The sequence below is a fragment of the Rubrobacter aplysinae genome (assembly GCF_001029505.1).
GTDB classification, from domain to species: Bacteria; Actinomycetota; Rubrobacteria; order Rubrobacterales; family Rubrobacteraceae; genus Rubrobacter_A; species Rubrobacter_A aplysinae.
Genome location: NZ_LEKH01000002.1, coordinates 177,377 through 203,899 on the forward strand (window position 1 = coordinate 177,377; position 26,523 = coordinate 203,899).

Genomic DNA, 26,523 nt, shown 5'->3' on the forward strand with positions numbered 1-26,523 from the left:
CAACACCATCTCTAGCTCCGAGCCGCTCCGAAGGCCCGGGGCAGGCTCAGGAGCCCCGCGCAGACCAGTGAGATCACGGCCAGGCCGAGGACTACCTGCCCGCCGAGCATCAGCAGCGCGGCCAGCCCGGACGCCACGCTCGCCCCGTAGTACAGGGCGCTCGTGCGCCGGTGCATCGCGCCCGTGGGGGTTATCCGCTGGTAGATGTGTTCGCGGTGGGCGGAGAGGACGTTCTTGCCGGCCCTTGCGCGTGAGATCAGGGTATAAGCCGTGTCCAGCAAGAACGGCGCGAACACCGCCGCGCACACCACGACGCCGAGAGGGGCACCCGCCTCCGGCGCCGGCAGATACAGCACCCCCGCCGCCAGCGCGAAGCCCACGAAGTAGCTCCCCACGTCCCCCAGAAAGATGGAAGCCGGGCTCGTGTTCCACAGCAGGAACCCCGCCACGCCGCCCGCCAGCGCGAAGAACACGCCGGAGCCGCCGACGATCACGATCAGAAATGCCAGGTTCACGAGCGCCACCCCGCTGACGATCCCGTCTATCCCGTCCATGAAGTTGAAGGCGTTGACGAGCCCCACCACCCAGAAAACGGCTAGCGCCAGCAAGGCGTACCGCGCGATACCGGCCGACTGCGCCAGTATCGGCGGCGGGAGGTACACGAGAAGCGAGAGCGCGGCCAGCGTCTGCACCCCGGCGCGGGGACCGAGACCGAGTCCCGCGAGGTCGTCGGCGAGCCCGGCCAGCCCGACCACAGTCGCGGCAACCAAGAGCGGCCACAGCGCCGGCGGGTGGGCGGCGCCGTGGACGGCGGCACCGGCCACCATACCGAGCCAGGCTCCGCAGACGATGGCGATGCCGCCGAGCCGGGGCGTGGGCACCTCGTGGGAGCTCCGCAGGTTCGGCATGTCGAGCATCTGCCTCCCGACCGCGAACCGCACCACGAGCGGCACCAGCGCCGCCGAGACGAGGAATGCGACACCCGCTATGGTCAGAGCCCCGTCCAACCGGCGCTCAGCCCCTCAGCATCCCGAGCATCCGCAACCGCTCCACCTCAAGCTGTATCCCCTCCTCGAAGGTGCGGGGGGCGTAGCCGAGCTCCCTCCGGGCCTTCTCGTAAGGATACGCCTTGTCCTCCCGCAGGCGCTGGACCTGATCGGAGCCAACCGGCAGCCGCAGCCCGGCGCGCTCGGCCAGCCGTGAGGCCCGGTACACCGGCTGCAGCGGGATGCTCAACAACCGCACCTCGCGTTCCAGCGCACGGGCCGCGGTCCGCACGAGCTCCCCGTAGCCCAGGGAAGCCGCGCCGGGCAGGTCGTAGGTCTCCCCCACGGCGGCGGGGTTTTCGAGGGCGGCCAGAATGCCCTGGGCGAGGTCCTCGTGGTACACCGGCTGCCACAGGTTGTCTCCGGACCCGAAGACCGGGAACACCAAGGAGCGGTCCAGAAAGCGCAGCAGGCGGCGCATGTTCTTGTCCCGCTCGGAGCCGTAGATCATGGTCGGACGAACCACGGTCCAAGAGAGCCCGCTCTTCCGCACGACGGCCTCCATAGAGAGCTTGGGCCCGGAGCGAGTCTCGTAGGCCGAGTGGGCACTGGTGCTGCTCACCGCTACGAGCCGTCCCGCCCCGGCGCGCCGCATCCCCTCCACCAGCGGCGGCGCGTACTCGATACCGGCGGCGTGGATTACGGCGTCCACGCCGGATGCCGCGCGAGAGACGGCCTCCGCGTCGTCCGCGTCTCCGATTGCTATCTCTACCTCCGCCGGGTCCAGCCGGTGGCTGTTCGGGCTACCGTTGCGCAGCAGGCAGCGGACCTCGTGACCTGCCGGGATCAAGGCCTCGATGAGCGCCCCTCCGAGCAGCCCGGTCGCCCCGGTGAGGAGTATTCGGCTCATCGTCGAGGAGGCGCAGGCTCGCCTGACGCGGGCACCGGTCTCATCCCCCGGCCTCCGCGCTCGATCATCACCGAAGAGAACTTTCGGGAGTCATCCAGATGTCTCTCCAGAACACTCCTTACGTTTTCGAGGCGGAAGCGCTGGTAGCCGTATAAGTCGCCTAAGTCATGTAAGGCTACATTGCAGAATCCCACCACGGACCGCATACAGCAGGAGAGGTCCAGGGGGAGCCACGCCCCCGCCATATCTGGAGCCAGCTCAGAGGTGAGACCCTGCGCCGCATGCCAGGTTTCAGACACCGGAAGGGCCCCCGCGTACACGGCGAGGTCGAGATCGCCCGCCGCCCGCTCGCACTCCGTCCAGAGGCTCCCGCGGTAGACGGCGGCCGTCTCCGATAATGCCTCTCTGGGCCGCTCCGGCAAAGACTCCGGGCCACCTCCATCGTCCCACGACACGCGCGTCATGGTCCAACTCTACTAGCTCTGGAGGCGGTGCGCCGCGCGGGATAGGAAAGGCTCACGCCCACCCGGCGCCGGTCTCATCCGGCGTCTACGCGCCGTCCCTGCGCTCCACAGGGCCCGTGAACCGGCCAAGCGCCCGCTAATCGAGCCTCTCGCGGCTCCCGCCGGTCCGGGCGGCGTCAGAGTAGCCATGTTTTATACGCCGCCACCAGGGCCAAGGCGGATGGGCCCGCGACGGGCCGGAGACCGTTGGGGCCTCCGCCTCTCGGCACGACGCCGCTTGGTTGCCGCTTCACCGGCGGTTTCGGGCTCTCAGCTCGCGGCGCTCCCCCGCTCGGCCCGCTGCGGCCCGCCCGCCGAGGGGCGGATGTCGAAGTCGAAGATCTCGGTGGGCAGGTAGAGCGTGGCGCAGGAGTTCGGCACGTCCACGACGCCGCTGAAGCGGCCCTCGATGGGCGCGGCGCCCAGCAGCAGGTAGGCCTGCTCGGGCGAGTAGCCGAACTTGGTCAGGTACTCGATGGCGTTCAGGCAGGCGCGCTTGTAGGCGAGCTGCGAGTCGAGGTGGCGCTGCTGGCCCTCCTCGGTAACCGAGATGCCGACGAAGGTCAGGAACTCGCTGTAGCGCGGCTCGACGTTGCCCGGGAAGAACACGGGGTTGTTCGTCACGCCGTAGGCTTCCATCCCGCCCTTGATCAAATCCACGCCCAGGTCCAGGTAGCCGCCCATCTCGATGGCTCCGCAGAACGTGATCTCACCGTCCCCCTGCGAGAAGTGCAGATCTCCGGCGGAGAGCTTTCCGCCCTCGACGAAGACCGGCATGAAGATCCTGGCCCCGCGTGTGAGGTTCTTGATGTCCTGGTTGCCGCCGTTCTCGCGCGGCGGGGCGGTGCGTGCGGCCTCCCGGGCCGCCTGCTCGGCCTGCTCCTCTTCCATGTGGCCGAGCAGGGCGTTATTTGGCTCTGGTGGCAGCGCGAGCGGGGGCACCGCGTCCGGGTCGGTGGCTATGAGCTCGGCCTCGCGCCGGTTCCAGTTACCGAGCAGGTCGTGAGAGGGCGCGGTCCCGATCAGGCCGGGGTGCGTAATACCGGTAAAGCCCACGCCGGGCAAATGACGCGAGGTGGCCTTCTGGCCGTGGAAGTCCCACACCGCCTTGTGGGCGTCCGGGAAGTGGTCGGTCAGGAACCCGCCGCCGTTGTCCCTGGCGAAGACGCCCGTGTATCCCCAGCCCTGGCCCGCCACCGGCCCGCTCTCCTGCGGCACCGGCCCGAGGTCCAGGATGTCCACCACGAGCAGGTCGCCGGGCTCCGCGCCCTCCACGGAGATAGGACCGCTGAGCGGGTGGACGATGGAGAGATCGAGGTTGCGGATGTCGTCGGCCGAGTCGTCGTTGTGTACCAGCCCGTCGAACCACTCGCGGCACTCCAGCCTGAACTCCGAGCCCGGCGATACGGTGGCAACGGGCGGAACGTCCGGATGCCAGCGGTTGTGGGGAGCCACCCGCTGCTCGAAGAACGACTTCGACTGGTCGAAACTAAACAGAACCTCGGGCATTCGTATCTCCTCCTCGGTGGTTCAGGGTCTGGGCAACCTGCCGTGCAGCGGGTTGGTAGAGCGCGGACGCCCCACGCCGCGTGGTGGAGCCCCGTTGAGTACGCGCGGCTCGTGCGCGCTGCGGTCGGCGGCCTCTCTGGCACGGTTCACGTCCGACCTGGGCGAGGTCACGGCGGGGGGACTATATACGCGCTCCGCGAGGCTCCCGCAGGACGGACAGCTCTCATGCGGGCCCGCACTCCCGATGGGCCGGCGAAGCTCAAAAGCCCCGCAATCCTCGCAATAATAATCGTACAGCGCCACTAGTATCCGCCAAACAGCTTTTGGTAGAGCATCCTCATTACCCCAACACCGTCAGCCACCGTACATCCTACTTTGGACGTTTCAAACATCATAAACGTAACCAGAAGACGGGGTCAAATATCGCAGACTACGTCTACACCTTATATTTGCACCTTACGTAAGACGCTCTGTGGCATACCCCAGAAGCCACCTACAACACCCACAATAGGCTACGCTCATCATCTCCGGGAATAAGTCCGCACTGCCCCCACAACTCTGGTTCGCTCCCTGATCGGGCGCTAGCGAGACGGCCACGGTTCCACTCTATGCGTGGCGGTAACCCGTGGAAACCGATGCGCTTTTTGCAGCGGAAGGGCCGATCCGGCGTGTGAGAAGGCGCAGCGCGCTCCGAGTAAGCTCCGCGAGAGACGGAACAGAAAGCGAGTCCGGCTGCGATCCGGTCCGCAGACCCTCTGGCCGGCGCTGCCCTCGGTTCGCTTTCTAGCTGCGGCGCCGCACCTCAGCCGGCCGCTTCGGACATCACCCGCGAGGCCCAGTCCAGGTTCTCCGTGTACCAGTCAATGGTCTGGCGGATACCCGTCTCGAAGGTGTGCTCGGGCCGCCAGCCGAGCTCGGTCTGTATGCGCGCCGAGTCTATGGCGTAGCGCCGGTCGTGGCCTAGACGGTCGGTGACGAAGGAGATGAGATCCCAAGATTTGCCGAGATGCTCCAGGATGAGCTCCGTTATCTCCAGGTTGGTCCGCTCGTTGTCGCCGCCGACGTTGTAGATGCGACCGGGCTCGCCCCGATCCAGCACCAGCGCGATGGCGCGGCAGTGATCCTCGACGTGCAGCCAGTCCCGCACGTTCATCCCGTCGCCGTACAGCGGCACGGGCCTATCGGCCAGCGCGTGCCGGATAAACGAGGGTATTAGCTTCTCCGGGTACTGGTAGGGACCGTAGTTGTTGGAGCAGCGGGTGACCGTGATCGGCATCCCGTAGGTCTCGTGGTAGGCGCGGCACAGGAGATCCGCCGAGGCCTTGGAGGCCGAGTACGGCGAGTTCGGCTCTATGCGACTTTCCTCGGTGAAAGCCGGCTCCTCCGGAGCTAGCGAACCGTACACCTCGTCGGTGGAGACCTGCACGAAGCTCTCCACCCCGTGCCGCCGGGCAGCCTCCAGCAAGTTCTGAGTACCCATCACGTTGGTCGCGGTAAAGACCTCGGGACCGGCGATGCTGCGGTCCACGTGGCTCTCGGCGGCGAAGTTCACCATCGCGTCCACCCCTTCGGAGACCAGCCCGTCCACGAGCTCTTTATCCTGTATCGCACCGTGGACGAATCTGTAGTTCTCCGCGCCGGCGAAGTCCTCGGTGTTCTCCAGACGGCCCGCGTAGGTCAGGGCGTCCAGGTTTATCCACTCGGTCTCGGGACGACCGGGTACCACCTGCCGCAGGAAGTTGCACCCTATAAACCCGCACCCACCCGTAACCAGAACCCGCCTCAACCGACTCAAAGAGCCTCCATCCGTAGCATCCACGAAATCCGCAAGGTATACGAACGGTATTCAAGCATCGGAGCAATACGGACTCAACACCCGTATTCCGGCGGCCTCTGTGAAACATGGAATGGTTACACAGAAAACTTTTCCCGGAGGCTAAAGTTCCCCCGGAGGATGCACGACAACAGCAATACGAATAACATGTGCTAGCGGAAGACACTCCTCGGAGGGGGAAAGATGCAACCAGAGACATACGACGACGCGTCTCGGACATCCCAGAGTATCGCCGGTCGGGACTTCGCGCGGCGGCACTTTCTAAAGATAGGCGCCACCGGCGTGTTTAGTGCCCTCACTCTCGGGGCGCTCGGACAATCCACCGCCTTCGCCCAGGGCCCAAAGGAACCGGACTCGGAGCTAAAGCAGGAGTTCGAGGACGCGGCGGAGGAGTTCGGCGTGCCGGTCGGGGTCCTAAGCGCAATGGGCTACGTCAACACCCGCTGGGAAATGCCGCCGCCGGACGCCAGCGACTACGAGGATGGTGAGACCGGCCGCTGGGGCGGGTACGGGATCATGGCCCTGGTAAGGAACCCCTCCACGGACACCCTTTCCGAGGCCGCACAGCTCACCGGCATCTCCGAGGAAAAGCTGAAGACCGACCGGAAGTCGAATATCCGGGGCGGCGCGGCGCTTCTGGCGGAATCCCAGAAGAAGCAAGGTCGGCCCACTATCGAGCGCCGGGAGCCGGAGAAGGCCCGCAAGCAGGGAAAACTGGGCCGCGAGGAGCTGAAAGGCTGGGTACAGGCGACCTCCGGACGCGGAGCCTTCAGAGCACTCGGAGTCGAAGAAGAGGCCCCGGCGCCAGCAGGGGTTGGCGGAGGCAACATTTACGAGGAACAAGTCTCGGAGACCCTGAAGACCGGAGCCTCCGGCAAGACAGAGTTCGGGGAGCAAATACGGCTCCAGCCCGAATAGACGACCAGCGGGAACTTGAACGACGGCTCAAAACGCTTGGGGGTTAGGTAATGGCGAGACCAGATTACGGTAGGGCAAGGTGGTACGGTGCACACGGCAACAACTACTCTAACGCGCGCCGGGGCCGCTCACAGATAAGCAGGGTCGTTATACACGTAACCCAGGGCTCCTGGTCGAGCGCGATAAACTGGTTCAGGGATGGACGAGCCGGGGTCTCGGCACACTATACCGTCCGATCCAACGACGGCTTTATCGGACAATCCGTACAGGAAAATGATATCGCCTACCACGCCGGTAACTGGACCTATAACAAGACCAGCATCGGCATCGAGCATGAAGGGTACGTGAGCAACCCGGCCTGGTTCACCGGCGCAATGTACCGCTCTTCTGCCAGGCTAACCGCGCACCTGTGCGACAAGTACAACATCCCGATAGACCGCAACCACATAGTCGGCCACAACGAGGTCCCCGGCGCAAGCCACACTGACCCCGGCCGCCACTGGGACTGGGGCCGGTACATGAGTCTCGTGAGGAAGTACGCTGGTAGCAGAAGCAATACCTATCGCCAAATCGTGGATAACCGTTCCCAACGTTTCAGAGCATCCAGGAATTGGCGTGGCAGTCACTATAGCTCACAGAGGCGAGGTCGTGACTATAGGTTCGCGAAACCCGTACGGAGCTGGAACGCTGATAGAGCAATGTTCAAGATAAAAATACCAAGTACAGGAGTGTACAAAATTTGGGCGTGGTGGCCAGCTGACAGCGGGTACAATGGGCGCACGAGATTTCTAGTCCGGACCTCCAACGGCTGGGTACCTAGGCTGCGCAGTCAACGCAGAAACGGCGGAAGATGGGTGGGGCTCGGCAAATTTCACATGCGGGCAGGAGACGGTTGGTGGGTAAGGATAGACAGGAGAAGCAAGTCATCAGGCTATATTATAGCGGACGCGGTTATGGTAAAGAAAGCATAGACTTACCTGCACCCTTGACGGACAAGCTAAAGATAGGTGTTGTAGACTAGACGTGCCATATCGACATCGTCTGCGTAAGGAACCTTCTTGGCCGTCACTAATGCCCCTGAAGCTAAACGGAGACCGCTCAGAGCTGTCCCAGAGGCGCTTACAAGGCTCTACGACAATCGTTGGCTGATCTTCTACTTTATTCAGCGCGACCTGTCGAGTACCTATAGGAAGAGCTTCCTGGGCTTTCTGTGGATAGTGCTCACGCCGCTGTTGATGATCGCGCTGTACTCGCTGGTCTTCTCCGAGATCGTCGGGATAAGGTTCAGGGAGGTCGAGGGCCAAGGGGTCGCGAACTTCGGGCTGTACCTGTACTGTGGGCTCATCCCGTTCCTGGCGTTCGCCGGTTCGATCAACCAGTCGGTGAAGACCATAAAGAGCAACTCGAATTTGGTGCAGAGGGTCGTCTTTCCGGTAGAGATATTGCCTCTGAGCACAGTCCTGACGAACTTCATAACCCAGAGCTCGGGGTTGATCGTGCTGGTCTCCGTGGTCTTCGCGCTCGAAAGAGAGCTACACTGGACGCTCGTGCTGTTGCCCGCGATCATGGCGCTCCAGCTCGTGTTTACCCTGGGTCTCGGCTACCTGATTTCGGTGCTCGGCGCGTACCTGCCGGACCTCGGACAGGTAACCAATGCCACGACGCGGGCGATGTTCTTCTTGACCCCGATCATCTGGCCCGCCTCGCTCGCCTACGATAGAGGCTACGGCTTCGTAGTAGATTACAACCCGATAGCCTTCGTGGTGATGTCGTACCGGGACCTGGTGCTAACCGGCGAGCTGCCGGCGCTCGCGCCCGCCCTGTGGTGGTCGGGGGTCGCGGTAGTGCTCCTGGTGGTCGGGTTCTGGCTGTTCGTCCGCTCCAAGAAGCGGTTTGCGGACCTGATCTGATGTCCGCGATCTCTCTCAAAGGCGTCTCCAAGCGGTACCGGATCTACTCTAGCCCCCAGGCCCGGGTAAAAGAGATTCTGACCCTGGGCCGTAAGAGCTACGGCGACGAGTTCGTGGCTCTAAAGGACATTGATCTGGAGATAGAGCCGGGGACCACGCTGGGCATCCTGGGCCGCAATGGGGCCGGAAAGAGCACGCTGCTAAAGATAGTCTCCGGTGTCCTGACCCCGACCGAGGGCAGCGTCGAGGTAAACGGGCGGCTGGTGCTGTTACAGCTCGGGGCCGGGTTCAACAACGAGTTCACGGGCCGGGAGAACGTGCTGCTCAATGGCCTGATCCTGGGCATAGGGCGGGAAGAGATGCTCCGGCGCTTCGACGAGATCGAGGAGTTCGCAGACCTCGGGAAGTTCATGGACCGTCCGGTAAAGACGTACTCCAGCGGGATGCGCGCCCGGCTCGGGTTCGCCGTGGCGGTAAACGTCGAGCCGGACATACTGATCCTGGACGAGACTCTTTCCGTCGGGGATGCGATCTTCAAGCAGGTCGGCCTGCAGAAGATGCGGAACCTCAGAGACCGGGGCACGACCATCCTCTTCGTCTCCCACAGCATGGGCATGGTTAGGAACTTCTGCACCGAGGCCGTCCTGCTGCACCAGGGCGAGATCGTGGCCCGGGGCGGCACCAGCGAGACCGCCGACCGCTACCAGGCCCTACTCTCCGGCAGGGAGGCGGGTAACCGGGCCAAGAAGGAGGGCTCCGGCTGGGACTATGGCGTCGAGCTGGACGAGGAGTCCGAGGTACTCGGCGAAGAGGAACCGGACTTCAAGGAGGACCCAGAGCTTTCCCGAGGGGCGAGGGCCAGCCTGCGACACGGCACGGGCGAGGGACGCATCGCTGGGGTGGAGGTGCTGGACCGGGAAGGGGAACCCGTAGACGAGATCCGGGCCGGGGAGAGCGTTACCGTCCGGGCGCACCTGCAGTACGAGGAGACGTTCAGCGGCAGCGTGTTCGGCATCACGCTCAGGAACAGGACCGGGCTCGACATCTTCACCACGAACACGAAGCAGGAAGGGGTCCCGCTGCGCAAGCGGGAGCGGGGCGAGCGGGTGATCGTTGACTTCGTCTTCGAGGTTCCCCTGCAACCCGGCCCGTACAGTGTAACCGCCTCCCTATCCCCATCCGGCGGCGACAACGTGTATCTGGACTGGGTAGACGTGGCGGCGGCGTTCAAGATCTCCCGCCCCGAAAGGGGGACTATAAAGGGCCTGGTACATCTGGCGACACAGGCCAGGCTCCACAGCCCGGACAGTGAAGAGGAGCCCGGGAACGTGGAGCACTCCAGCCGGTCGGCCCAGAGCACCTAGAATACCTAGAGTATCTCCACATTCTCAAGGTCCTCCAGGGAATGCGCGCCGAGCCGATTACGCACGGCGTTCCGCAGGTCTACGATCTTGCTCGCCCGGGCGACCACGGGCTCCAGATCCACCACCTTGTGGTCCGTGGCTATCACCACGCAGTCAGCCTCCTCTATCTGGCCCTCGGTTAGCTCGACGGACTCCAGGCCGTTATCCGGGAGCTCTGGTACGTACGGGTCGTGGTAGGCGACGTCCGCGCCGTCCCTGGCGAGCAGTTCGAGTATTTTTAGAGACGGGCTCTCTCTGAGGTCCCCGACGTTCGGCTTGTAGCTGACCCCGAGCATCAATATCCGGCTGCCGTTCACGGGCTTCTTCTCGGCGTTCAGGGCCGACGTGACGCGGCTCTCGGCGTAGTAGGGCATGTTCACGTTGGTCCGGCCGGCGAGCTCTATGAACTCGGTGCTCATGTCGAAGGCGCGGGCGCGCCAGGAAAGATAGAAAGGGTCTACCGGGATGCAGTGCCCGCCGAGCCCGGGGCCGGGATAGAAGGGCATGAACCCGAACGGCTTGGTCTTGGCCGCGTCCACGACCTCCCACACGTCTATGCCCATCCTGTGGCAGAGGATGGCGAGCTCGTTTACCAGGGCTATGTTCACCCCCCTGAACACGTTCTCGAGCAGCTTGGACATCTCCGCACTCTCGGGGCTGGAGACCACGTGAACTTCGTTTACCACCCTGGCGTATAGCTCCTCCGCAAGCGCCGCGCAGCCTTCCGTTACGCCCCCCACGACCTTCGGCGTGCTCTTGATGTTGTAGCCGATATTCCCCGGGTCCACCCGCTCGGGGCTAAAGGCCAGATGGAAATCGTCTCCTATCTCGCGTCTTCCATTCTGTTCCAGAATGGGCTGTACCACCTCCCGCGTCGTGCCGGGATAGGTGGTGCTCTCCAGCACGACGAGCGCGCCCGGACGCAGGTTAGCCGAGATCTCCTCTACCCCGGCCACGACTATCGAGAGGTCCGGCTCCCGATACTCATCGAGCGGTGTCGGCAGACATATAAGGACCGCTTCCGCCTCCTGTAAAGGCTCGTATTCCTGCGAGAACCTCGCCTTTCTGCTTGAAACGAGATCTAACAACATCGCCGACGATACGTCCTGTACGTACGACTCACCCGCGTTCAGGGCCTCTACCTTGCTCGCGCTATTATCCACGCCCACGACGGAGAGACCGGCCTCTGCGAAAGTCGCGGCGAGTGGCAAACCCACGTAGCCAAGCCCTACGATACCTACGGTTTCTACAGTCCGTATATTATGAGCGTTACGGGCGTCGGACATATCAGGAACCTCCAACAATGAAAAGCGACGAGAAACGACGAGAAACTTCTACGGCGACAGCTACCCGCCGAGCTACCTGTCCAACAACCGACCGCGTAGGCTATCCAGTCTTTTGAGAAGCCTGGAGCCCGTGGAGCCTCTCATCTCCTTTACCTGAATCTCAAGGCTTCTCAAGCGAGCCTCAAGATACTGAGTCTTATCTTGCTCCTTTTCGAGGCTCTGCTCCAGCGTGACGATCCGCTGCTTGAGCTGCTGCGGGTTCGGGCCCCTGGGAGCCGCTTTCTGTGAGGTGGTCTGCTCCGTGCCCGCCTCCGTTTTACCCTGATGTTCCTGTTGGGCGGGCAGCGTGCTCCTGAAAGGCAACTCCGGATCGTCCCACTGGCGCTGGATGCGGTCCAGCACCCAGGCTTCCGTCTCGTGGTCCTTGTTCTCCTGGATGTAGCGCGCTTGCTCCTGGCTCAGGGGCTCCTTCCGCCGACGGCGGTTCTCGAAGGAGCGTGACATCTTCTCCCAGGCTCGCCGGACCTCATCATCGAACTCGATCTCCAGAAACCTGGACACGAGCGGTATGCAGGACTCGCTGCGGGAAAAGAAATCATGGTAGCTGATGATGAGCAGCTCGGGATCTCGCGGCCCCTCCACGAACTGCCGGGTCTTCTTCATGGCGATGTTCCAGTCCCGTACCCCTAGCTCGAAGCCGTTCTTACCCCCGAGCCAGGCATCCTCCGGGTTCTTGGACCTCGCATCGTACGACTCCGCAACCTCCTCTATAGGCCGGTAGAGCACTATAAAGCGGGAGCCAGGATTGTTCTTATGCAGCTTCCCCAGGTTTCTGACGTAGGACGGGGTCTTATCACCGATCCAAGCTAGCTCGTCCGGGCTCTTACCGGCGAGCAGCTCCTCGTGATAGCTTTTGGGCAGGTTCGTCTCGCCCTCTCTGTAGTCCAGTATCCTATCGAAGCTGAATAGATCCGGTGTGATCTCGGGCTGCAGGAACTTATAACGCTCACGGCAGATCAAGAGCCTTGGATGCTGATTGAGATAGTTGGCGAACGCCGTCGTACCGCTCCGGCCCGGTCCCGCGACGAATAAGATGTTCAAGTCAGCCTCCAAAAGTCTCCGTGCGGTAACCTGAAGCGTATCATCCTTCTCCCGCTCTCCGTCTACTGGTAGAACAAGAAGACATACCGCGTAACATGCACCAGCCCGGTAGTCTAACCAATCGCTCACGATACAGCATACGGAGGCCCCGGCCGACGAGTAGGTATCAGGAACCTGGTTACCCACAGAGTGTGACTCGCATGACTCCAAACACGGGCTTATGGCTCCGCAAGCCCGTTCGAGTCTTTTATGAACTTCTGTTAGCCTTTTTTGTGGTCGTTATTTGTCAGTGTGCTGTTTGTGGAGGGCTAAAATGCCGGTGTTCGAGTGGAATAACGACGGACGCTTTGGAAAGTTGATCGCTTTCGCAAACGTGGAAGTGGGACTTTCAAAGACTGCCTCTTCTAGCTACATGCGCCTCGAAGCAGAGCGTAAGCGACGAGAAGCATCCGAGAGACGCGAAGCTACGTTAACCGCAGAGACTGGTAAGCTCAAATCCAGGGCAGAAGACGCAGAGAAAGTTCTCGCTGACACTAGAAAGCAACTTCAGAATTTCAAGCGCCAGCGTTTCCGGCTAGAGAGCCCTGATCCAGAACAGGATAGAGTTGAGACATTCAAGACCCTTCTTTCTCCTCTGCCAGAGGGCAGGTTGCTCGACTTGGGGTGCGGCCACGGTAAGTTCTCACTTGCCGCCGCGAGCCTGGGCTGGAAGGTTACGGCGGTTGACGCGAGAACCGAGAGGATGCCCACTAGTGCAGATCAGAACATAGAGTGGCTCCAGGGCGACGTGCGGGAGTTCTCCTTTGACAAAGACGACTTCGACTGCATCTCTGTGCTCGGGCTACTCTACCATCTCGAACAGCCCGCCCAGATGGACCTCCTCAAAAGGTGCGCCGGTACGCTAACGATCCTCGACACCAGGGTCGGCCTCAACCAAGGGGCCACCGAGAACGGTTATAGAGGCGAGTACTACAAGGAGCCGGGTGAAACGGAGGAGGAACGCAAGACGAGGCTCGCTGCTTCCTGGGGTAACGCCCAATCATTTTGGCCCACGGAGGATTCGCTCATAAAGATGGCCCGCGACGCGGGCTTCTCGCTAGTAGCTCCGGTGAGGCCTCCACGCCGCAAGTATAGGACTTTCTACGTCTGCTATCCGTAAAGCGGGGGAGCTGTGCGTATTTTGGAGACTGAAGTTCTCCACTTTAGACATCCTATAATGCGCGGCATGTTCGACACGGTGAAAGGAATCTTCCGAGACAAAGACCAGAGTCTGCGGTCTTCTGACCGTGTGGTGGATGGTACGGTAGAAGCTCTACTGGTGAGCTTCTGCAACATGCCTCGCAGCCGCAGGTCGCCTATGGCGGTGGTGGACTTGCTAGATACCTCAGGCCCCTCGTATGAGTGGCTCAGCCTGGATGGCGCAAATACGAACAGTGGACCACCAAACCACGGCGGACGGGCGTTGTGCTGGTATGGTGATCTGGTCTGCGCTGCCTACAGGGCTAGCGCCAGGGTAGCGGAGTTCGCCCTTTTCGATCCCTATGATTGGACGGTCCTCTCGCGGACCCCGGTCCCGGCGGGCGTACACTCCGCCACCTCCGATGGAAAGTGCATCTACTTCTCGGTAAGCCTAGAAGACTCCATATACAGAGCGGTGCCGGAGAGACGCGGCACCTGGAGGCTGGAGAGGCACTGGACGCTCCCTGGCTCCACGGGTAGGGAGGACGAGAGCCATATAAACGGCTTGGGCTTCGTAAGCGGCGAGTTGTGTGTGAGCGGTATAGGCCGCAAAAGAGGCCGGAGCTGGGCGGAGACCGGCAGAGGCTTCATCTACAATGCGGAGCGCGAGGAGGTGCTTGCCGACGGGATACTCCACCCCCACTCGATGCTCTCCGAGGGCGAGAGAATCTGGACCTGCTCGTCCCAGACCAATCAGATTTTGTGCATGAACACGGCGGGCGAAGCTCAGAAGGAGTTTGACTTCCCAACCACCTACCTGCGCGGCTTCGCGCTGGATGATCATGAGCTGTTCGCAGGCTCCTCAAAGCGCCGGACTCATTCGCTCTCGACCGGGGAGGAGACTGGCGTCTCACGCAAGACGAGCGGGGAGTGTTCTCTGTGGAAGCGATACAAGAACGGCGTGACAGCCGAGAGAATCGTTGACTTCTCCACACACAGGGATGAAATCTACGACCTGCTACCCATCCCATCGCCCTCGCGCAGGCCGCACTAGACGAGGATAGAGCGGAACCGCCTAGCTAGTGGATCTCGTGTAGTACTCCTCGATCAGGGGGGCGGTTATCTTCTCCACCGTCTCCACCTGCTGCGGAGTGAGATCCTCCTTCCATCCCCCCGGGCTCGCCTTGCGGTAGAACTTGCCGTCGCCCTTCTTCTTGTCGGGTATGTTTTCCCAGGAGTGCTTCTTGACGACCTGCTCCAGCTTCCGCTCGTCCACGTACAGACCTAGCTCGGAGTAGATGCGCTTCATGGAGCCCAGGGCATCGGCGTTCAGCTCCTCGTACCTTACGAACGCCTTGCGTCCCTCGTGGGCGTCGTAGGCTTCCTTGGCCTTACTCACCTTCTCCTGATAGCGTCTGGCCGGGCCTTTTATGAACTCGTCCGGCTCGGTATCGGCCTTGCGCGCACTCCGCCAGTTGCCCTTGTTGTTCCTCTCGTACAGCCAGTTACCCTCTCTCGCTCCGTCGAGGGTAGAGGAGACGACGTCCCGGGGGTCCCGCACTATAAACAGCATCCGGCTCTCCGGCAAGGCTTCCATTAGCAGCGGCGCGCCCTCGGAGCCATTCGGTTCTTTTATAACGAGGTAGTCCTCAGGACCCATATCAGGGAACCTCGCCGCCGCGCCGTCGAGCACGAGGCTGCGGATGGCTTTCATCCACACGCCGCGATGCGTCTCGCTGAGGATGAAGTTCCGCGCCTTGAGCTGGTTTGGTCCCGAGTTGTTGTAGAAGTTGCCGACGAAGCTGCCGACACGAGGCTCTTCCCAGGCCCAGTGACCGGGCAGGTCACGCATCATGTCCCTGACCCAGGTGGTGCCGGATCGGCCGCTGCTGAAGATCCAGACGATGTTCTCCGGCCTCGGTCCTCCGCCAGGGCCTCCGCCCAGAGCAGGCTTTTCTCCGCCTCTTCTTGCCAGCTCCCCGCGAAGACGCTCGATCTCGCGGCTCTGATCCGGGCGGCTGTTTGCCCGGGGCGTTCCGTCGCGAGTCACCCCGGCTTCGAGCCTCAGGAAGGCCTTTAGATTTCTGGCTATCTCCATTGATGAGAAGTGCTCAAAGAGCGGCATCTTTTGTACCTCGCGCGTCGGTGCTGGTCTCTGTCGGTTGCAGCGCACATGTTACCTGACGTTCCCGCTACCCGACACCAGGCACGATGGAGGTTCGGCTGGAGCTGAAAATCAGGGTCCGCCGCTGGTAGACTTTTGTGGCTCGCATGCCCCTTGAAAGCCCTTGAAAGGTTTTACAGATGCCCGATTTCGAGACTTCAACTAGCCTTCAGCTCTTCCGTCAACTAAAGGTGTTTTTGAATCTGAGATTTGGCGCTACCCGGGAACAGCTCCCCCTCTTGGATAAAGACTCTCAAGGAAATATTGCAGAGGAGCAGGAGTTACAGCGAACCCGCGAGCGGCTGCGGGCCAAGGATGAGCAGATAAGGCATAGAGACCGTGAGATCAAGAGCCTGCGCGCCCAGCTCAAAGACGGAGGAAAAGCTGCATCCTCCTCCTTGGGCAACGACGGCTCCGAGGCTCCGGCGTTCTTCGTCGTTGGGAGGGGCAAGTCGGGTACCTCGTGGTTGATGAGGATCTTCGACGCCCACCCCGACATACTGTGCAGGGGCGAAGGCCGGTTCTTCGGACGCGACTGGAAAAGGGAGGATCTAAAAAGCGAGCAGGTAGGCGTCCCACCGAGATCGCTCTACGGCGCTATCCGGGAATCGGAGTATCTGAGATACTGGATCGAGCGCTCGGTGTGGAGCCGGGGAGGAGATCTGGAAGAGCACCTCGCCGGGGTCACCCGCGCGGCGGCGGATTACTTCCTGGAACAGAAGCTCGCGGAGTCCGGCAAGAGAATAGTCGGAGACAAGACACCGCTACTCACCCCGGAGTTCGTCCGGGATATTGCGGAAGTCTACCCAGATGCGAAGGTCGTCCACATAGTACGGGACGGTAGGGACGTTACCGTCTCGGCGGTACATCATCAGTGGAACAAAGCAACTGACCAGGGCGGCAGCCTCAGAATGACGCCGGACGCTACCAGGAGACGTGAGGCGTATCGTCAGGACCCTAGCTCCACGAGCATGTTCTCCGAAGACAACCTGCGAGGCAGAGCCAGGGCTTGGAGAAACTTCGTGGGCCGCGCGTCGGAGGACGGTCCGGCCTTGCTAGGCGACAACTACACCGAGGTCCGCTACGAGGATCTGCTAGAGCGTCCCGAGGAAGAGACGAAGCGCCTGTTATCTCTCCTAGGAGCCAAATCCGACGAGAAAACCGTCAAGCAGTGCGTCGAAAAGACCAGCTTCGAGAAGCTATCCAGGGGCCGGAAGCCGGGCGAGGAAGACGCAACGTCGTTCTTCCGCAAGGGCATAGCCGGAGACTGGAAGAACGTCTTTACCGAAAGAGACCGTGAAATCTTCGAGGAGGAAGCCGGAGACCTGCTGACAAGGCTTGGTTATGAGAGATAGAGTAGTTAGCAAGTTGGCTCAGGGAAGAATTGCCGTGGCTAGTCTTTTCTAGAAACGTACACGCGGCGCTGGAAACCTACTCTTTCGGAGTCGAAGCCGTCTAGCTGGAACCCGTTCTCTTCCAGCAGCCCCTCGAAGAAGTCTTTATTGTAGCGGACGCAGTGTAGCGGCCCGCTCCAGTCTTTGCCTTTGTAGTCCTCCGGGTTCTCGGTAACGTCCGGGACGCCCTCCTCCAGGAAAGCCGTGAGGAATACGCGACCTCCGGGTTGGAGTATTCTCTGAAACTCCTTCAGGTATGCTCTTACATCTTCCGTGAGCATGTGACTAAACACCGAGTAAACACAGATGATGTCGAACTCGCCGTCCTTGAAAGGGAGTTCAAACTTTTCGTCTATCGCCTCACCCTGTGGATTATAGCGAGTATTCTCGGCATTTACGTGGAGGAACTGGAAGTTCGGGCTGCGAGTGGTTACATAGTGCTGGCCCCAACGGATTGACCTTTCGCTGACGTCCATGCCGCGATACTCCCGGATCTCACCGACATTCTCGAGTATCCCTATTGCGAGCCTTCCAGGTCCCGATCCGACATCAAGCAGCGCACTCTCTGCTGTCAGGCCGAGATTCCGCACCAGATGATCCGCCTCCTTCTTGGCAGAAGAGAGGTAGAACTCGTCTTCTTGGAGGTTCTTGCCGCAGGGCCGGATGTTTTTGGGCGGTAGTGCGATACCGTTGTACAGTATCCTGCCAGGTTGGCCGGGGGCCTTTTTTGAGCCTGCAGTGTTCTCCTTGCCAGACTTTTCCTTACCAGAGGTCTTCAGTTGCTCTATGCGCTGATCCCGCTGCTTCAGTTGCTCCTTGAGGCGTTGGAGACGTTGATCCCGCTCTGCGACCTGCTGTTTGAGTCGCTGGAGCCTCTGGTCCCGCTCTGCAATCTGCTGTTTGAGAGTTTGGTTGTGCAAAAGGGTATCATCCGGGTTTCGTACCTCGCCGCGAGTAATACCAGTTCGCAGACTCAGAAATGCTTTTAATCCGCGGGCTATGTTGAATATCGTGTGGGTATCGTAAGTAGGCATTCCGCAATCCTAGCATTATGGTTCGTAACGGTACACCAAGGCTAAGGGGAACCATAAAAGACCGAGCCAATCGGTTTTGCGCTCACTTGCGTGGCCCGGATCTCCCGAGATACTCGATAAGCGCCTCGTGCCAGTGGCGAAGTTCTGGGCTGCCGAGGGAAGAGAGTAGTCCGTTAGCGGGTCTCGGAGCAGGTAGCGGGTACTCCGATCCAGGTACGGGCTCTACCTCGACCTCGATGCCCGAGAGGTGGAAGATTTCCTGAGCGAACTCATACCAAGAGCATGATCCTGCGTTCGTTACGTGGTACGTACCATACAGTCCGCCCTCTATTACTTCCGCTATACCTTCGCCCAGGTCCCTGGCGTAGGTCGGTGCGATAAACTCATCGTCTTTAACCTTCAGAGAGTCACGCTCCGCGCCGACACGGAGCATGGTCCTCACAAAATTACGCCCCTCACCGTAGACCCCGGCGGAGCGCACGACGTACCAACGGTTCGATAGGGTCTTTACGTACTCCTCTCCGGCAAGCTTCGTACGTCCGTACACGCTTATCGGGTTTGGTAGATCGCCTGGACTATAGGGGTGTTCGGAGAGTCCGTCGAATACGTAGTTCGTACTAACATGGAGGATTTCGCAGCCCAGTCGCTCACCATATTGAGCCAGATTGCGAGGTCCCAGAGCGTTGATCCAGTATGCAGTTTCTGTCTCGGTTTCGCAGCCGTCTACATCTGTATAGGCTGCGGCGTTGACTATTAGATCTGGTTGTTGTTCGTATAAGACTCGCTCGACGGCCATAGCGTTGGCTACGTCGAGTCCTCCGTGATCCAGCGCGATTACCTCATGCCCTCTTTGGGAAAGCTGCTCCCCCAACTCGCTGCCAAGCTGTCCTCCAGAGCCTGCAATTAGCACTCTCATGGAACTCCCTCTACTAGATCATCAGTCAGGCAAGGTTACCGGAAGACTACGACGGCTGATGCGATGACCCCTCATTGAATGAACTGATACCCGGATAGCCAGTACATAAAGCGCCAGGGCTATCGTCCTGGAGCCCAGAGGGAGACAATCTCTACGAGTCTTCAAAAGTAGAACGCAGTCCAGACGAGACACGAGGCCCTCCATAAGTCGTGGTGCTTTATACGGCCTCTGTGCCCCGTCCTGTTCTTTAAGACTGCTCTATCGGGCGATCTGACTTTGAGTTACTTGATCAAAAGCTACGGGCAGTTTGTGGTTCCATCTCTGGGGTCCGCCACGCAATCGTCCCGTCCGGCTCCGCCGTTTATGAAGTCGTTACCTCGTACTCCGTCCTTGCTTCTCAGGTAATCGCTACCTCCTTTACCAATGTGACGGTCGCTGCCAGCTCTACCGGCAAGGTTGTCGTTGTCGGCCCCGCCTACAAGCCGGTCGTCGCCGGAGCCACCCCGGAGGACATCCTCTCCTTGACGCCCATAGAGCACGTCATCTCCTACACTCCCCAGGAGTTTGTCGCCGCCGGTGCCGCCGCCAAGATTGTCTGTACCAGCGCCGCCGAAGAGCCGATCAGCTCCTGCACCGCCCCTTAGAGTGTCGTTACCATCCTGACCATAAAGGTCATCATCACCTTCTTGCCCAAAGATCCTGTCCCTATCGCTCCCACCACCGAGGTTGTCGTTGCCGAGACCGCCGACCACTCGATCTTCGCCTTCTTTACCCCGAAGGAGGTCGTTACCATCCTGACCGTATACCAGGTCGTCTCCATCCTGACCGACGACCTTGTCGTCTCCGTCGCCACCGCCGAGGTTGTCATCGCCGGTGCCGCCATCAAGCCGGTCTTCACCCGCATTGCCCCGGAGAGTGTCGTTACCGAAGCTACCCCTGATGGTGTCGTCTCCGCCAAGGCCCTTTATCCGGTCGACGCCTTCAAGACCACAGATCACGTCGTCGCCAGTGGTTCCCTGGAGCCTCTCATCATATGGAGTCCCGACTACCGTACAGTCGGGCGCGGCCACCAGGACTTCGTCGGATCGGTTCTTGTCCTGTGACTGGGGAGGTCCCGAGCCACCTCCGGCACCAACCACGGCGTTTGCCTCTATCGAGGCGCCGACCGCATTCTCGACGTTGGTGCCACTTCCGAAGGTAACCCTCACGCGCGTGGGGTCGCCCGTTAGTATGTTCGCGCTACTCACGTTGCTGCTCTCGGTGCTGTCCGCAAAGTAAATGTTGAAGCCGCTGGTGTCGCCTATCTCGGTGATCTCCTCGTCGAACTCGTAGACCAGGAAGTTACCGACCTCGTTACCCCGGACGACCTGGACCAGATCCGGCTTGCCACTGTTTCCCTGATTGCTAATGTCCGCCGACTCAAGAGGGTTTACTTTGCCGTCCTGCGAGCTAGCAAGCTGTACCGTACCCGGATCGACGTAGCCGCGGGCGAGCTTGCTGGGGTCTACCTTGCTAGACTCACTCGACTTGTCCGTAAAAGCGATGGTAATCGTCTCAGTGCCGTCCCCGGCCAACGGCTCTCCGATACCGTCGAGCTCCTGATTCTGGAACTCAGAGGCGTCTATAGGGACTAGTTGGAAGTTTCCGGGTCCGCCCTGTAAGTCGGCGGGCTGATCAAAGGTAAAGTCTACAGCAGTGTCGGTAAACCCGTCTCCGTTTACGTCCCCGACGGTGCGGAAGTTGTCTACTTTCAAAAGATCCGGGGCGGTAGTAGGTCCATTCTGTGCCAGAGCCGGAGTTGCAGCTAGTAAGGTCGTTGCGAATAAAGCCAACGTCACTAATGTCAACTTTCCCAACTTCAAACCTCCTGTTATACGGGGAACATCTACTTCCAGCAATTCGGAAGCCGGGCAGTCTTAAACTTATAATTTCGACTCGACTTAACAGGCTAGCCAGAGCAACACATCTTGCTAGTTCCAGTAAAGAGAGTACCATCAAATGACATATCCAAAACCACGCTAGATGTATGGTCTATGAGCGCGGCATTATCATGGGATCACGTAGAATCTGAGGTATGGAGCAGATCGGGCCTTCGTCTACTCGTGCGAGCCGTGCTACGGGCTGATCCGGATTACCCTCTTGGCTTGTAACCAAGCTCCCGCATAAGCAAACCGGCCGCTGCCTCTACAAGCTCTACTTGCTCTTCTGTAAGATCTTCCTCCCAGCCGCCAGCTATACCTTTGCGGTGGAACTTTCCCGTACCTTTCTGATCCTCGCGCAATGCTTCCCAAGAGGTTGCCTGTATCGCCGCCCGCCTTTCACTCTCGTCATTCGGCAACTTCAGCGTCTCCTGCACGAACGCTAGAGACTCTTCGGGGCGCTCTCGAAGTCTCTCGTAGCTCATCGTTACCTTGGGACCCGGATGTGCCTGGTATGCTTCCTTCGCCGCCGAGATACTGTGAACCCAGCTCTCTGCCAGTGTTTTGGGATTCGCGCTCTCTGACCATTCAAACCTTTCGTATGGATACCAACTACCCGGCGCTGCGGCGTCCATAAGAGAGGCCACCACATCCCGCGGGTCACGGTAGAGGAAGATCGCCCGGCTCTCGGTGAAAGCTTCAAGCAAGAGCGATGCGCCGTCTCCGGCATTCGGCTCTTTTGCTATGAGGTAGTCTTCTGTATCTATCTCTGGCAGGTGAGTGGAGGTCACCTCTAAGAGCATACGCCTGTAGTGAGAGAGCCAGATATCCTTGTGTGAGTCTCCGAGAACGAACCGCTCGTTCGTCAAATATCCCTGATTCACGATGCTGGAACGCAGTCCGAGCACTCTTCCAAGCAAGGGCTCGCGCCACAGATGTCTCCCTTTAGGGTGAGAGAGCATTCTCCCGAGCCACGTGCTGCCCGTCCTCGGAGCTCCTAGAATCCACACTATCTTCCCTGGGTCCACACGTTCCGTGCCCTCTAGCCTGCGGATATGAGAATCGCGCTGCTGTAGGCTGACTCGTAGTGATTCGAGTTCCTGATCGAGTTCTCGGGCGCGGCACGCAGAACTGATCCTGAACTTTGCCTCTTCGAGAGCGTTCTTGAGCATCCTCATGCGTGCAGTGTAACGGAGCCCAGAAAGAGTATCTGAACGCTAAAGCATGTAGCGAGACAGCCTAATTGTAGATTAGGAGAAAACTCTAGGTAGCCCGAATCTTTGTGTGGCTGCAAAGTATTAGGTTAGAGTAATGAGCTATGCGCGGCGCGCATAGCTCACCTAAACTGGTTTCGGATTACGCGGTTGCGGTGTACTAGCGTCTGGATATCAAAGTGCCGAGAATGAGGTAGGGATATGTTGCAGTTCTGGGAAACGGTGATCGAACCCGCTCTTGAGGCTCTGGAGCCAGCCTCAGTGGTGGAGATTGGCTCGGACTACGGAGAGAACACCCGGAATATACTGGAATTTTGTCGACGGACCGGGGCGAGTCTTCATACCATCGACCCATTTCCGAAATACGATGTCTCGGCCTGGCAGGAAGAATATGGGGACTCCTTTAGACCTTATCTCTCGCTGAGCCTCAATGCGCTACCCCAGATAGACAAGATGGATGTCGTGCTCATAGACGGCGACCACAACTGGTATACGGTCTTTAACGAGCTGAAACTGATCGAGAAACGGTGCGCGGAGCTCTCCAGCCCTTTTCCACTAGTGATGCTACACGACATCGGCTGGCCCTACGGGCGTCGGGACCTCTACTATGACCCGGACAACATACCAGGTGCGTATCAGAAGCCTTACAAGAAAAAGGGTCTGAGCCCGGATTCGCGAGAGCTGCTCGAAGAAGGTGGCCTAAATCCGCACCTGTACCACGCAATCTATGAAAACGCCCTCCAGAACGGCGTTTTATCAGCATTAGAAGATTTTCTGGAAGATACGAATTTACAACTGGATCTCATCAAGATTCCTGGTCTCTATGGTCTGGGCATACTCACGTCGCTAGAAACCGAGCAGCAAAACGAGAGACTCAGAGAGCACCTGGAGAATTTGCGTTTAGCCGCTCCCGCCGCACGCCACCTAGAGGCTCTCGAGAAGTATCGGATAGAGTCGCTGATCCATAGCCAAGAAGCCGAAACCAGGGCTAGAGAGATTAAAAAACAGCGCGAGGAGCTAAACCGGCGAGTCTCCAAATACGAGCAAGACTTCGAGGAGCTACAGCAGTCGCTGCAACATCAGAAGGAGCTCCTAGAATCCGAAAAGGCAAGGGCCGAGCAGGAACTTCGGGATGTGAGAGAAACAGCGGCACAGCAATTAGCGCACCGCGACGAGTCGGTGGAGCAGCTAAAAGGCTGGATGGACTCTGTAAATGAGCTGATTCCGGCATTGCTCGGTTCCAGACAATGGCGGGCCGGACGCCTGCTACACGAAGCGTATCGCAGAGTACGCCGTAAGCCCAGAGTCCCTACGGCCGCCACCCACCTGATCAGCACGCTGCAACAGTACCGCTCCTGGAAAGGTGGTTCGTCCGCAAAGCCGGTAGAGATCCCGGAGAGCTCTCTGGAGACCAGAGCCCGGCACCTGATGGAGATCGCAGAGTCGAACAGGAGCATTCCGGGGACCCTGCGCTCTCTCCCAGGTAAGACCGTAGCCTCCGGCAAGCGCCGGGCGCGTCAGGAGTATAGAAGGCTAAAGCCCCGGATAGAAGAAGCTACGCTTGCAGAGAGGATACGCGAGAGGCTGGGACCGGCTCCCGGGCTGGCGAGCTGGCCCTTCGTGTCTGTGATTATCCTGAACCGGAATGGAAGCTCGTACCTGGAGAAGCTATTTTCTGGCCTCAAAGACAAGACGGACTACCCGGATTCGAGCCTTGAGGTCCTGGTTGTGGATAACGCTTCCACCGACGGCTCGGTCGAGTTCGTCAAGTCCTTCGAGACTCCGTTCGCCGTGCGGGTGATCCAGAACTCCGAGAACGTCTCTTTCTCAGAAGGCAACAATCAGGGGGCGGAGATCGCATCCGGCAGTCTGCTCCTCTTCGCAAACAACGACATAGAGCCTTTCGAGCCGGGCTGGCTAAAGGAGATGGTGGCCCTGCAAACGAGGCAGGAGGCCGCGGCGGTGGGAGCCCGGCTCCTGTACCGGGGCGCCACCGAGCACGAAGTGTCCAGCGGCTACGCCGTGCAGCACCGGGGCGTGGGCTTCAGGAGAGAGGCCGGGGAGGAGTGGCACCGCAACCAAGGTATGGGCGAGGATGCCCTGGACGAGCGTCTGGGCGTGGACGAAGAGCGCCCGGCGGTCACGGCCGCCTGCATGCTGGTAGAGCGTGGCGCGTTCGAGGGTGTCGGGGGCTTTACTGGAGGCTACCGTTACGGCAGCGAGGACGTGGACCTGTGCCTGAAGATGCTGTCCGGGGGCCACGGCGTGATCTCCAGCGGCAGGGCCGTGCTCTTTCACGACGAGTCGCCCTCTCAGAAGGCGGCGGGCCGGGAGTTCATGCGGATCAACCGCACCGGCAACCGGAAGATGTTCTGGGAACGCTGGGGGCCCGAGCTACACCGGAGATGCCGTCTGGACAGGCTCTCCGGCAGAGGCTTCTGGAGCGCGGAGGGTACGCCGCACGTGGCCCTGACGGTCACCAGCAAGGACCAGAGAGACGGCTACGGCGACTGGCACACCGCACACGAGATGGGCGGAGCCCTGGAAGAACTCGGCTGGCGGGTATCCTACGTGGAGCGCAAGGGCGAGCGGTGGTACTCTCTGCCGGACGACCTCGACTACCTGATGGTGCTTATAGACCTGTACGACATCTCCCGGGTACCGGAGGGCGTGACGACGATAGCCTGGATCCGGAACTGGACCGAGCGCTGGCTCTCCCATCCCTGGTTCGAGCAGTACGACGTGGTGCTCGCATCCTCCGGCATCTCCAGGGACATGATCGAGGAACAGAGCGCGAAGAAGGTTGACGCCCTCTTCCCCATAGCCACCAACCCGAACCGCTTCACGCCTGCCGCCCCGGAGCCGTCTTACGAGGCGGATTACGTTTTCACGGGCAACTTCTGGGGCGAGCTGCGGGGCATGGTAGACGCCGTGGAGGTCAGAGAGGGCGAGGCGTTCAAGATCTACGGCAAGGGCTGGGAGAACGTCCCGCAGGTCTCCCGCTACGCGGGGGGTACGCTCCCCTACGACGAGATGCCGAAGGTCTACTCCTCCTCGAAGCTCGTCATAGACGACACGGCCTCCCCCACGCTGCCGTACGGGGCCGTAAACTCCAGGGTCTTCGACGCCCTGGCCACGGGCACGCCGGTAGTAACCAACTGCGAGGCCGGAGCGCGGGAGCTCTTCGACGAGGACTTCCCGACCTACACGAACCGCCGGGAACTGCGGGAGCAGCTCGACCGGCTTTTAGGAGACGAGACGAGAAGACGGGAGCTTGGCGAACGCTACAAGAACAAGGTTCTCGCGGAACATACCTACGAGAAGAGGGCCGGGCAACTCACGGAGATATTGCGCACGAAGGCCGAGGCCTCTAGCTTCTGCATAAAGATCGGAGCCCCGAGCCGTAAAGAAGCCCCGAACTGGGGTGACACCCACTACGCGACGGCCATGCAGCGTCAGCTCGAGGCCGCCGGTCATCCCTGCACCATCCAGACCCTGGACGAGTGGGACTCTCTGGACGGTATGAGATACGACGTCGCCGTCCACCTAAAGGGCCTCACCCCCTACAACACGAAACCCGGCCAGCTAAACGTCCTGTGGAATATAAGCCATCCCGAGAAGCTCGACGCCGGTGAGTGCGGCCTTTACGACGTGGTCTTTGTCGCCTCCGAGAGGTGGGCTAGCATACTAGAAGACCGGACGGATACCCCGGTCTATCCTCTACAGCAGGCCACGGACCCCCGCGTCTTCTACCCCGACCACGACGCCGCCCACGCCCGGGAGCTCGTATTCGTCGGGAACTCCCGGCGGGTGGAGCGCAGGATACTAAAGGACCTCCTGCCCACGAACCGGGATCTCGCCGTGTGGGGTGGAGACTGGAAAGGTCTCATAGACGAGAGATACGTGGTCGGCGAGTACCTTCCAAACGAGGAGGTCAGGAAGGCCTACTCCTCCGCGGCGATAGTCTTGAACGACCACTGGGACGACATGCGCGAGTACGGCTTCGTCTCGAACCGCATCTACGACGCCCTGGCCTGCGGCGCGCTCGTGATCAGCGACCACCTGGAAGAGCTGGAGGAGCGTTTCGGGGAGGCTGTCGTGACCTATGAAGATGCCGGGCAACTAAAAGAGCTCGTGGACTACTATCTCGACCACCCGGACGAGCGCAAGGCCCGCGGCGAGCGCGGCCGGCAGTTGGTGCTGGAGAAGCACACCTTCGGGCACAGGGTCCTGGAGATGATGAGCAGGCTCCCGGAGCCGGAGCGGGCCCGCCTCACACTCCCCGCGAGAGCCGCCAGCCGAGCGCCGGGCGCGGCGCTCCGGCGGTAACGCTCCAACGGGTG

At 60.6% G+C, this 26,523-nt stretch carries 20 protein-coding genes; 8 read left to right on the top strand and 12 right to left on the bottom strand.

Features of this window, described 5'->3' with window-relative positions:
* Positions 1-11: 11 nt before the first annotated feature.
* The 5 genes from ABD53_RS03250 to rfbB form a co-directional block, all read right to left on the bottom strand.
* Complete coding sequence (locus ABD53_RS03250; RefSeq protein ID WP_047864304.1) at positions 12-1,007, bottom strand: MraY family glycosyltransferase; 996 nt, start codon at positions 1,005-1,007, stop codon at positions 12-14.
* A gap of 7 nt (positions 1,008-1,014) precedes the next feature.
* Entirely contained in the window at positions 1,015-1,896 is an 882-nt protein-coding gene (locus ABD53_RS03255; protein ID WP_047864305.1) for an NAD-dependent epimerase/dehydratase family protein, read from the bottom strand.
* Between the two features lie 773 nt (positions 1,897-2,669).
* Positions 2,670-3,908: a formamidase gene (gene fmdA / locus ABD53_RS03265; protein WP_047864307.1), complete on the bottom strand. Its 1,239-nt coding sequence runs from the start codon at positions 3,906-3,908 to the stop codon at positions 2,670-2,672.
* A gap of 21 nt (positions 3,909-3,929) precedes the next feature.
* Positions 3,930-4,211 carry an FmdB family zinc ribbon protein gene (locus ABD53_RS17890; RefSeq protein WP_160309610.1) on the bottom strand — a complete coding sequence of 94 codons (282 nt, stop codon included), beginning with the start codon at positions 4,209-4,211 and terminating at the stop codon, positions 3,930-3,932.
* Between the two features lie 499 nt (positions 4,212-4,710).
* Positions 4,711-5,694, bottom strand: a complete 984-nt coding sequence (gene rfbB / locus ABD53_RS03270) for a dTDP-glucose 4,6-dehydratase (protein ID WP_047864308.1) — start codon at positions 5,692-5,694, stop codon at positions 4,711-4,713.
* A 231-nt stretch (positions 5,695-5,925) separates the two neighbouring features.
* Here rfbB and ABD53_RS03275 point away from each other — a divergent pair, with 231 nt between their 5' ends.
* From ABD53_RS03275 to ABD53_RS03290, 4 genes are all read left to right on the top strand, one after another.
* Positions 5,926-6,660: a hypothetical protein gene (locus ABD53_RS03275; protein WP_047864309.1), complete on the top strand. Its 735-nt coding sequence runs from the start codon at positions 5,926-5,928 to the stop codon at positions 6,658-6,660.
* 50 nt (positions 6,661-6,710) lie between these two features.
* Positions 6,711-7,631: an N-acetylmuramoyl-L-alanine amidase gene (locus ABD53_RS16385; RefSeq protein ID WP_084709241.1), complete on the top strand. Its 921-nt coding sequence runs from the start codon at positions 6,711-6,713 to the stop codon at positions 7,629-7,631.
* Between the two features lie 87 nt (positions 7,632-7,718).
* Complete coding sequence (locus ABD53_RS03285; RefSeq protein WP_084709242.1) at positions 7,719-8,570, top strand: ABC transporter permease; 852 nt, start codon at positions 7,719-7,721, stop codon at positions 8,568-8,570.
* On the top strand, positions 8,570-9,934 hold the full coding sequence (locus ABD53_RS03290) for an ABC transporter ATP-binding protein (protein ID WP_053057622.1): 1,365 nt from the start codon (positions 8,570-8,572) through the stop codon (positions 9,932-9,934). The genes ABD53_RS03285 and ABD53_RS03290 overlap by 1 nt, the downstream gene beginning before the upstream one ends.
* A gap of 5 nt (positions 9,935-9,939) precedes the next feature.
* Here the strand turns inward: ABD53_RS03290 and ABD53_RS03295 are convergent, their stop codons facing one another.
* Both ABD53_RS03295 and ABD53_RS03300 read right to left on the bottom strand, forming a co-directional pair.
* Positions 9,940-11,259, bottom strand: a complete 1,320-nt coding sequence (locus ABD53_RS03295) for a nucleotide sugar dehydrogenase (protein ID WP_047864311.1) — start codon at positions 11,257-11,259, stop codon at positions 9,940-9,942.
* Positions 11,260-11,331: 72 nt separating this feature from the next.
* Positions 11,332-12,360, bottom strand: coding sequence for a sulfotransferase family protein (locus ABD53_RS03300; RefSeq protein WP_160309611.1), 1,029 nt, complete (start codon positions 12,358-12,360; stop codon positions 11,332-11,334).
* A gap of 313 nt (positions 12,361-12,673) precedes the next feature.
* Here ABD53_RS03300 and ABD53_RS03305 point away from each other — a divergent pair, with 313 nt between their 5' ends.
* Both ABD53_RS03305 and ABD53_RS03310 read left to right on the top strand, forming a co-directional pair.
* The gene (locus ABD53_RS03305) at positions 12,674-13,519 is read left to right on the top strand and encodes a class I SAM-dependent methyltransferase (protein WP_047864313.1); all 846 of its coding nucleotides are present in this window, start codon (positions 12,674-12,676) and stop codon (positions 13,517-13,519) included.
* A 21-nt stretch (positions 13,520-13,540) separates the two neighbouring features.
* Positions 13,541-14,593, top strand: coding sequence for a DUF4915 domain-containing protein (locus tag ABD53_RS03310; protein WP_152670551.1), 1,053 nt, complete (start codon positions 13,541-13,543; stop codon positions 14,591-14,593).
* 21 nt (positions 14,594-14,614) lie between these two features.
* Here ABD53_RS03310 and ABD53_RS03315 read toward each other — a convergent pair whose 3' ends face one another.
* The gene (locus ABD53_RS03315; RefSeq protein ID WP_047864315.1) at positions 14,615-15,664 is read right to left on the bottom strand and encodes a sulfotransferase family protein; all 1,050 of its coding nucleotides are present in this window, start codon (positions 15,662-15,664) and stop codon (positions 14,615-14,617) included.
* Between the two features lie 278 nt (positions 15,665-15,942).
* Between ABD53_RS03315 and ABD53_RS03320 the strand changes: the two genes are divergently transcribed.
* Positions 15,943-17,058, top strand: a complete 1,116-nt coding sequence (locus ABD53_RS03320; RefSeq protein ID WP_047864316.1) for a sulfotransferase — start codon at positions 15,943-15,945, stop codon at positions 17,056-17,058.
* Positions 17,059-17,096: 38 nt separating this feature from the next.
* Here the strand turns inward: ABD53_RS03320 and ABD53_RS03325 are convergent, their stop codons facing one another.
* The 4 genes from ABD53_RS03325 to ABD53_RS03340 all read right to left on the bottom strand — a co-directional run bounded on the left by ABD53_RS03325 (position 17,097) and on the right by ABD53_RS03340 (position 22,144).
* Positions 17,097-18,131: a class I SAM-dependent methyltransferase gene (locus ABD53_RS03325; protein WP_084709246.1), complete on the bottom strand. Its 1,035-nt coding sequence runs from the start codon at positions 18,129-18,131 to the stop codon at positions 17,097-17,099.
* Positions 18,132-18,213: 82 nt separating this feature from the next.
* Positions 18,214-19,047: a dTDP-4-dehydrorhamnose reductase gene (rfbD, locus tag ABD53_RS16390; protein ID WP_047864318.1), complete on the bottom strand. Its 834-nt coding sequence runs from the start codon at positions 19,045-19,047 to the stop codon at positions 18,214-18,216.
* Between the two features lie 296 nt (positions 19,048-19,343).
* A complete protein-coding gene (locus ABD53_RS15635; protein ID WP_160309612.1) occupies positions 19,344-20,903 on the bottom strand; it encodes a calcium-binding protein in 1,560 nt (519 codons plus the stop codon).
* A gap of 275 nt (positions 20,904-21,178) precedes the next feature.
* Positions 21,179-22,144, bottom strand: a complete 966-nt coding sequence (locus ABD53_RS03340; protein ID WP_084709248.1) for a sulfotransferase domain-containing protein — start codon at positions 22,142-22,144, stop codon at positions 21,179-21,181.
* A 237-nt stretch (positions 22,145-22,381) separates the two neighbouring features.
* Here ABD53_RS03340 and ABD53_RS15640 point away from each other — a divergent pair, with 237 nt between their 5' ends.
* A complete protein-coding gene (locus tag ABD53_RS15640) occupies positions 22,382-26,509 on the top strand; it encodes a glycosyltransferase family protein (RefSeq protein WP_084709249.1) in 4,128 nt (1,375 codons plus the stop codon).
* The last annotated feature ends 14 nt before the right edge of the window (positions 26,510-26,523 follow it).

Bases quoted from the DNA above. Each gene is read 5' to 3' on its own strand.
- ABD53_RS03275 (WP_047864309.1), top strand. From the start codon at position 5,926: ATGCAACCAGAGACATACGACGACGCGTCTCGGACATCCCAGAGTATC.
- ABD53_RS03315 (WP_047864315.1), bottom strand. From the start codon at position 15,664: ATGCCGCTCTTTGAGCACTTCTCATCAATGGAGATAGCCAGAAATCTA.
- ABD53_RS03305 (WP_047864313.1), top strand. From the start codon at position 12,674: ATGCCGGTGTTCGAGTGGAATAACGACGGACGCTTTGGAAAGTTGATC.
- ABD53_RS03255 (WP_047864305.1), bottom strand. From the start codon at position 1,896: ATGAGCCGAATACTCCTCACCGGGGCGACCGGGCTGCTCGGAGGGGCG.
- ABD53_RS03290 (WP_053057622.1), top strand. From the start codon at position 8,570: ATGTCCGCGATCTCTCTCAAAGGCGTCTCCAAGCGGTACCGGATCTAC.
- ABD53_RS03325 (WP_084709246.1), bottom strand. From the start codon at position 18,131: ATGCCTACTTACGATACCCACACGATATTCAACATAGCCCGCGGATTA.
- fmdA (WP_047864307.1), bottom strand. From the start codon at position 3,908: ATGCCCGAGGTTCTGTTTAGTTTCGACCAGTCGAAGTCGTTCTTCGAG.
- ABD53_RS03295 (WP_047864311.1), bottom strand. From the start codon at position 11,259: ATGTCCGACGCCCGTAACGCTCATAATATACGGACTGTAGAAACCGTA.
- ABD53_RS16385 (WP_084709241.1), top strand. From the start codon at position 6,711: ATGGCGAGACCAGATTACGGTAGGGCAAGGTGGTACGGTGCACACGGC.
- ABD53_RS03340 (WP_084709248.1), bottom strand. From the start codon at position 22,144: ATGAGGATGCTCAAGAACGCTCTCGAAGAGGCAAAGTTCAGGATCAGT.
- rfbD (WP_047864318.1), bottom strand. From the start codon at position 19,047: ATGAGAGTGCTAATTGCAGGCTCTGGAGGACAGCTTGGCAGCGAGTTG.
- ABD53_RS15640 (WP_084709249.1), top strand. From the start codon at position 22,382: ATGTTGCAGTTCTGGGAAACGGTGATCGAACCCGCTCTTGAGGCTCTG.